The following is a 6,829-nucleotide window of genomic DNA, read 5'->3' on the forward strand; positions in this document are numbered from 1 at the left end:
ACGGACCATGAACACGGTGAACGTCGGTAACATCCCGATCGGCGCGGGGCATCCGCTCGTGCTCATCAGCGGCCCGTGCGTGATCGAGGATCGCGACACGGTCTTCGCCATCGCCGACGCGCTCAAAACGCTGACGACGCGCCTCGGCATCCCGTGGATCTTCAAGGCGAGCTACGAGAAGGACAATCGCGGCAGCGCCAAGGGCTACTCGGGCCCCGGCGAGGACGACGGCCTGCGCATCCTCGAAGACGTCAAGAAACAGTTCGAGGTGCCGGTGATCTCCGACGTGCATCAGGTCGAGCAGGTCGCGCCCGCCGCCGAGGTGCTCGACGTGTTGCAGATCCCCGCTTACCTGTGCCAGCAGTCGTCGCTCGTGCTCGCGTGCGGTCGCGCGGGCAAACCCGTCAACGTGAAAAAGGGCCAGTTCCTCGCGCCCGAAAACATGGCCTCTGCGGTCGGCAAAATCCGGAGCGTGGGCAACGATCAGATCCTGCTGACCGAACGCGGCGCGTCCTTCGGCTACAACCGCCTCGTGTCCGATCTGCGGTGCGTGCCGATCATGCAAAACCTCGGCTGCCCGGTCGTTTACGATCCCACGCACCTCATCCGCATCTACGGCCTGCCATCCGACGATCCGCGCGGCGGCGAGCCGGAGTTTGTTCCCATGCTCACCCGCGCGGCGGTCGCCGCGGGCGTCAACGCGCTTTTCATCGAGACGCACCTCGACGTCACGAAGGCGAAGTGCGACGCGGTGTCGATGCTGCGTTTCGACCTGCTCGAAAAGCTGCTGCCGCAGGTGGTGGAACTCGCCCGCCTCGTCCGCGAGTGGGGCGAGGACGCGCCGCACCTGCTGCGCACGGATTTTTCGACGGGCAAGGTCTGCGAGGTGTGAGAGGGGAGCGCCGGTGTCCACACCGGCACATCGCCGCGCTGTTTCAGTTCGTCAAAACCCGGCCGACGGCAAACGCCAAGTCCTTTTGATTAGATGTTATCCCGCACGCAACGAACAAGAAATCCAACATCCCCTTCCCCGTCGTCTCCAATTTCGCTACTCATAATTCGTCCGGACACAAATGAAACAATCCAGTTGGCAGAAGACGTATCCGATCTTCTCGTCGACGACCAAAATCTCCCGCATGGGTTACTCACTTCTTGTGGGCTATAACAACCATCTGTCGGCCCGTTGTTCTCGTCACAACCGCCACACGCATCATTTTCACAATTGCCGTAATTGTAACACTCATCAGTTACGTTACATTCTCCGCCCGACTCGGTGGCAGGACAGCCTCTGATCAACGTCCGAAGCTCCGAGATCGTCGGGACGCGCCAATCGGAATACCCACCGACGGCCAGCGCTTCGCAATAGTCTGTTACTTCCGCTCCTCGTCGATTGTCGCAGGTATTTCCCGTCTGCCAAATGAGTCCGGACGAGGAATCCTGCCACGGTTCGCCCTCGTTCATCCCGTCCTGACAAGGATCCTCGCTGTCGTCATCGCCGTCATGGTCATCGTCACTGATGTCGTCGTCACTGGTTTCGTCATCGTCCGCCGCGTCATCGTCGGAATCGTCGTCCGAATCGCACGCGACAGGTAACACCAGGCCTGCGATCGCGAATATCGCGACTCCTATCGCTAAATTTCTCATTTGAAACTCCTCCTAATGGTCGACTCCGTTAAAATCCGCCCAAGTATCCCAAATAGAAAAACTTTTGCCAAAATCGATGGCCGCACTTCGCAAATCAATATATACATCGAACCAATCTTCCGGATCGGAGAGATTATATATTTGAGCGATATCGCCGACCGAATAGCCACGATTGGAATACATTTCCCACCAAAAATGGGTCCAGTCCCATTCCATTCCATAACCATCGTAATCGAAGAGACACGAATAATCCTCCATCCAATGATTTTCAACTGCACAAGAATCTCCATCGTCGTTATAGTCGCAATTATTGTCACCCTCATAATTCCAAGCCGCGACCATATAGAAATCGGCAAAGCCCTCCCAAGCGGCGCAACTTTGATGTTCTACGCACTTGTTGCAATGCGAGGTCGCACCGGTATCGCCATTGCTGCAATCCTCACTGTCATTAATATAAAATGAACAATCGCTTACGCTCTCGTCATTGCCCTTTTTTGTATAAGCTATTTCATGCCCTGTCTCGTGAGCAATGGTAGATTTTCTGTCGCGGTCATCCAACGAAAGCATAATTCTGTGATCTCCGCCATTAGTTTGAAAGCAGGATGACCCGGTGCTTGGACACGGATCCGTGAAATAGGTGATGTCGAGATTCGACAGTCCGCCGGGGCGTCTATTGACAGTCCAGCCCGCCGCCGCGAGAATATTCGACACCTTGAAGTTGTAGTTGTATTGATGGGTGAAAGGGAAGGGACCGTCACCGGGCGGGTTCCAATTGGGGTGTACCACCTGCGCATGAATAATGGGGTTGTCAATATTGTCGTAAACGCGAATCACGTTTCCGTCGACCAACAACGCTTCGGCATACACTTTGATTTCGAAATCATGTGCCGAGTTCAAGGCCAATGTCGGCGTGCAATTGACGTCATCTGTAAAGTAATTGAACATCGGGATATTAGAATCATTATCCCAAACCAAGACGTGAGGCCGGATCGCGATATAGTCATGTGGCGAGGATGAGGCGTAGAAATCCCCCATGGCCCAGTCGGTGAAGTGAGTTTCGTATTTGATGCAGATTTTGACATCATCGGTGGCCCAGGAAGAATTGAAGCCCAAAAGGAGGACAGCGGTCAGAACCAGAAAATGAAATTTCTGGTGGCGATGTATTGTCATTGCGCTCCTCCGTCGAGCGTTGGTTCGTTTACCGGATCTACGTCGTCTTCAACAGGAGGATCGATATCCGGTCCGATATCGTCAATGATTTCCCCGACCGGAGTCCGCGCAAGAATACGACTGACGACTTCTTGACCTTCAGGCGTCGTAAACCCGTAGGGGTAAAGCCGGTCCCTCGTTTCCGTATCCATGACTTCGTACGCGCGGGAGTCCCGATTGTAAGCAACGAACCGGACGGGCAGAAGCTGCGAATGGTAGGCGCCGGTCTCGGCGTGCTGTGCACGCACGTTGCCGAGGAGTTTGGTCGTGTATTCCAACTGCTTGGAGTGCAGTTCCAGTCCGGATTTCACGTTGACGGGAATGACGACATCGGATCCGGCGGCCACTTCGACAACGTCGTTAAAAATATCCGTGTTGAGAGGCCCGATTCTGGCGCTCAATCTGACCGTCGCGCTGATGTCCGTATCCGCCGCCCCGTGGATCACGAGTGTGGCCGCTTCGGACAAACCGTTATCATTCAAAGGTCGCGTCTCCGAACTCTGCCAGTAGGCGATCGCACCGTCACCGAGAGATTCTTCGAGCTCGCCGTCGTCGGAAGAAATCGCCTGACGGTTGGCGGTTTGGGTGGACGACGCGGGATCAGCCGAGGGATACCAAGAGTGAGCGAGAACGAAAAAAGTTGCGGTGATTGCGAGCACGGCCAAGAGAATTCCCAAATTCACTCGTTTCATTTTGAACTCTCTCCTTGGATAATGGCACAACCCAATCTCGAAACAATCCGGGTTCATCGGCGATTGCGGCGCCGGGAATCCGGGATGGATGAATAAGATCTCATGAAGTGAAGAATATCACAAAAAACTGGGGGGGTCAAGAAAATTCTCACTTTTTTTTCATCCCCTCAACCGCTGCTCCATCCCGTTGATGAGCGTGTCGAGGCGCAGCCGCGCTTTCTTGGCTACGTCGTAAGCGCTCCTGAGATTCGGTGAGGGTAGGGCCAGCAGGCGCTTGATGTCGAGGCCGGCGATGGACTCGAAGGGGTCGAGCATCTTGTGGATGCCGGAGCGAAGGAGCCTGCGTTCGCCGGCGTCCTCGATGGCGGCGAGGCCCCGGCGCTTCACGTAGCCGTCATTTTCCAATACGTCGCGCAACGCTCGCACGGACAGTCCGTCTTTTTCCACCATCGACACGTAGCGCTTCTTGAGCGCCATCAGTTCCTTCTCGCCAAGACCCGCGCGGTCGTCGATGCCGAGCAGCATCAATTTGTGACTCGCCGTCAACTGTTTCAACGTTGAAACACTGGCGAGTTGCAGCTCCTGCACCGCCAAGCCCACGGAACGGGAAAGCTGCGGGTAGCTCATCAGGATGTCCGGGTGCTCGGCCAGCTTGCGCAGCGAGACGCCCTTGCGCGGAGCGCGGTCGCCGACCTTCTCCACCGTGTCGTCGAAAAATCGCTTGAGCAGGTACTGCCCGATCTCGATCAGGGCCTCGGCGCTTCGGTCGATCCGGTTGTTGACGAACGCCGCCGCCTCGTCGAGCGCGGCGAGGTCGCGCGGTGAAAGCGCTTCTTCGGGCGATACGGACTTTTGCACGGATTTGACGGACGTAGCTTGACGCGGAGCCTTCTTTGCCGGCGCACTTTTGGCCATGACGATGCCCCCCCGGATGTTTATTTCACAAGATAAGAAACCGCCAGATCAATCATGTCAAGTGTGAATATGAGGCCAATGAGCGACGTTTCGCGTCGCGCGTTTCGCAGAGAGCGGTCGCGCGACATCCACTGCGTTTTCGCGGCCAACTCACCTGCGGGGAGAAAAATGACGCACTGCGTAAAAATCGCTTGACACGAAATGACGCAGTGCGTAAATTGTCCTCGACGATGACGAAACGCACAGCCTTTTGGCTGTTTTCGACTTGAAGGAGGTCCCAGGTGGTCACGGAGATTCGCAAGAACGTGCTCGATTTCGTCAAGAACGGACTTTCCGACGCCAAGGAGCCGCTGGCCCGCGTCGAAAAGGAAGTGCGTGAGCTGGTCGCGAAGGTCGGTTCCTCGGCGGTCGCCAAGGAAGACATCCAGAAGTGGCTCGGCGAGCTGGTGGTCAAGGTTGCGCAGGCTCGCAAGGACTTCGAGAAGGCGATGGAAGACGGCGTCGCCAAAACGTTCAACGCGCTCAATATTCCCACGCGGCATGAAGTGGATGACCTCGTCAAGCAGGTCAACAAGCTGACGAATGAAGTGCGCAAGCTCGCGGCGGCCGGGATTCCGGCGGCGACGAAAAAAGCGGCCGTGAAAACGGCGAAACCGGCGCCGAAGAAGTTCGCGAAGCCGGCGGCCAAGACCGCGAAATCCACGTCCGTGAAACCCAAAGCCCGTACGGGCGCGAAGCGCTGACGCGCGGGAGGACTGACCCATGGAACTGCGGAACATCCAGGAGATGACCGGGGAACTGGTCTCGAAACTTCGCACCGAGTCGATCGGCGCGATCAACAAGGCCGAAAAGGAAGTGAACGTGATGGTCGGTCGCCTCGTCGAGCGCGGCAAGCTGACGCAGGCCGAGGGCCAGCGGATCTACACCGATCTGGCGAGCCGTCTGCGCATCGGTCGCGACGAACTCGAGAAGCGGCTGGAGACCGGCTCCCGCAAGGCGCTCGATCGGCTGAACATTCCGTCGAAGACCGAGGTCGATCAGCTCTCCTCGCGCATCAACAACCTCTCCCGCAAGGTCGCGACGCTCAAGAAGCAGCTCGTGTCGTAACCACGCTCGAATCGCGGCCTCCTGAATTCGGCCGCTGAATCCGTCGGGGCGCCCCCTATTGTTCGGGCGCCCCGTTTTTGTGCATTCGATGTCGAGGCATGACGCACTTCATGATGACTCGCCCGGCGGCGTGCGTTATGCTGCGCGCCTTGGAGGACGCATGTTCGAGGTTCGGGTCCGGAAATCCTTTGCCGCGGCGCACAATCTGCGCAACTACAACGGCAAGTGCGAAAAACTGCACGGCCACAACTGGGTCGTCGAGGTCACGGCGCGCGCGGCGGTGCTCGACGACATCGAAATCGCGCTCGATTTCACGGTGCTCAAACGCATTGTGACGGACGAGCTCGAACTGCTCGACCATCGCTATCTCAATGAGATCCCGCCCTTCGACAACGTGAACCCGACGAGCGAGCGCATCGCCGAGCACCTGTTCCACCGCGTCGGCGAAAAGGTTAACGACGACCGCGTGCGTGTGGTGCGCGTGGACGTGTGGGAGACCGAGGCGAACCGCGCGTCGTATTTCGAGTGAGCCTCAGTTTTCGAGTGAGCCTCAGTCCGCGACGCGCTCAAACAGGCGGTCGTCGAGCCGCTGCCACAGCTCCCGCAGCCCCGACCCCTTGAGCGCCGACACGAAGAGGTAATCGCCCGCGGCGTAGCCGTGCGATTCCATGGCGCGCACGGCGCCGTGGCGTTCCTTCTGATTCAGCTTGTCGGCCTTGGTGAGCACGAGATCGACGCGCACGTTCACGTGGCGGGCGTAGTCGAGGAGCTGCAACTCTTCTTCCTCCAGCCCGCGCCGGCCGTCCACCAGCAGCACCATCGTCTTGAGGGTCTGTCGCGAGGACATGTACGCCTCGATGGTTTTTTGCCACGCGCCGCGCAACGACGCGCCGCCCTTTGCGTATCCGAACCCCGGCAGATCCACGAAACGCGCCCTGTCGTCGAGCGAATAGAAGTTGATCTCGCGCGTCTTGCCGGGCGAACGGCTCGTTCGCGCGACGGATCGGCGGCCCAGCAGCGCGTTGATGAGGCTCGACTTGCCGACGTTCGACCGGCCCGCGAACGCGACCTCGGGCAAGTCGCCGGCCGGGAACTGCGCGGGCGTCATCGCGCCGACGAGGAATTTGATCTGGGCGACTTTCACGGGGGTGGTTTGTCAGGTTTCGCGACGAGGGGCTGACGAGCCTGTACTCGGGCGAGCGCGTCTACAAGAACTCCGAGCGCCCGACCGTGTACGGCGAGGTGGACATGCTCGAGGCGAT

10 protein-coding genes are annotated in these 6,829 nt (G+C 58.3%); 5 read left to right on the top strand and 5 right to left on the bottom strand.

What is annotated here, in order from left to right:
- Nucleotides 1–7 precede the first annotated feature (7 nt).
- A complete protein-coding gene (gene kdsA / locus IT350_10795) occupies nt 8–892 on the top strand; it encodes a 3-deoxy-8-phosphooctulonate synthase (GenBank protein ID MCC6158528.1) in 885 nt (294 codons plus the stop codon).
- A gap of 89 nt (nt 893–981) precedes the next feature.
- Here the strand turns inward: kdsA and IT350_10800 are convergent, their stop codons facing one another.
- The 4 genes from IT350_10800 to IT350_10815 form a co-directional block, all read right to left on the bottom strand.
- Entirely contained in the window at nt 982–1,644 is a 663-nt protein-coding gene (locus IT350_10800) for a DUF1566 domain-containing protein (protein ID MCC6158529.1), read from the bottom strand.
- A gap of 12 nt (nt 1,645–1,656) precedes the next feature.
- Nucleotides 1,657–2,814, bottom strand: coding sequence for a hypothetical protein (locus IT350_10805; GenBank protein MCC6158530.1), 1,158 nt, complete (start codon nt 2,812–2,814; stop codon nt 1,657–1,659).
- Complete coding sequence (locus IT350_10810; protein ID MCC6158531.1) at nt 2,811–3,545, bottom strand: hypothetical protein; 735 nt, start codon at nt 3,543–3,545, stop codon at nt 2,811–2,813. Before IT350_10810 ends, IT350_10805 begins: the two co-directional genes overlap by 4 nt.
- A gap of 159 nt (nt 3,546–3,704) precedes the next feature.
- Nucleotides 3,705–4,460 (bottom strand): hypothetical protein, encoded by a 756-nt coding sequence (locus IT350_10815; GenBank protein ID MCC6158532.1) that lies wholly within the window; start codon nt 4,458–4,460, stop codon nt 3,705–3,707.
- Nucleotides 4,461–4,741: 281 nt separating this feature from the next.
- On the opposite strand from IT350_10815, the gene IT350_10820 reads away from it, so the two are divergent.
- From IT350_10820 to queD, 3 genes are all read left to right on the top strand, one after another.
- Nucleotides 4,742–5,203 carry a phasin family protein gene (locus tag IT350_10820; GenBank protein ID MCC6158533.1) on the top strand — a complete coding sequence of 154 codons (462 nt, stop codon included), beginning with the start codon at nt 4,742–4,744 and terminating at the stop codon, nt 5,201–5,203.
- A gap of 19 nt (nt 5,204–5,222) precedes the next feature.
- The gene (locus tag IT350_10825) at nt 5,223–5,567 is read left to right on the top strand and encodes a phasin family protein (GenBank protein MCC6158534.1); all 345 of its coding nucleotides are present in this window, start codon (nt 5,223–5,225) and stop codon (nt 5,565–5,567) included.
- A 160-nt stretch (nt 5,568–5,727) separates the two neighbouring features.
- Nucleotides 5,728–6,096, top strand: coding sequence for a 6-carboxytetrahydropterin synthase QueD (queD, locus tag IT350_10830; protein ID MCC6158535.1), 369 nt, complete (start codon nt 5,728–5,730; stop codon nt 6,094–6,096).
- 21 nt (nt 6,097–6,117) lie between these two features.
- Here queD and IT350_10835 read toward each other — a convergent pair whose 3' ends face one another.
- Complete coding sequence (locus IT350_10835; protein MCC6158536.1) at nt 6,118–6,711, bottom strand: YihA family ribosome biogenesis GTP-binding protein; 594 nt, start codon at nt 6,709–6,711, stop codon at nt 6,118–6,120.
- 32 nt (nt 6,712–6,743) lie between these two features.
- On the opposite strand from IT350_10835, the gene IT350_10840 reads away from it, so the two are divergent.
- Nucleotides 6,744–6,829, top strand: an 86-nt coding sequence (locus IT350_10840; protein ID MCC6158537.1) for an ATP:cob(I)alamin adenosyltransferase, incomplete at its 3' end; no start/stop codon positions are given.

This window comes from Deltaproteobacteria bacterium (assembly GCA_020845895.1).
Taxonomy (GTDB): Bacteria; Lernaellota; Lernaellaia; order JACKCT01; family JACKCT01; genus JADLEX01.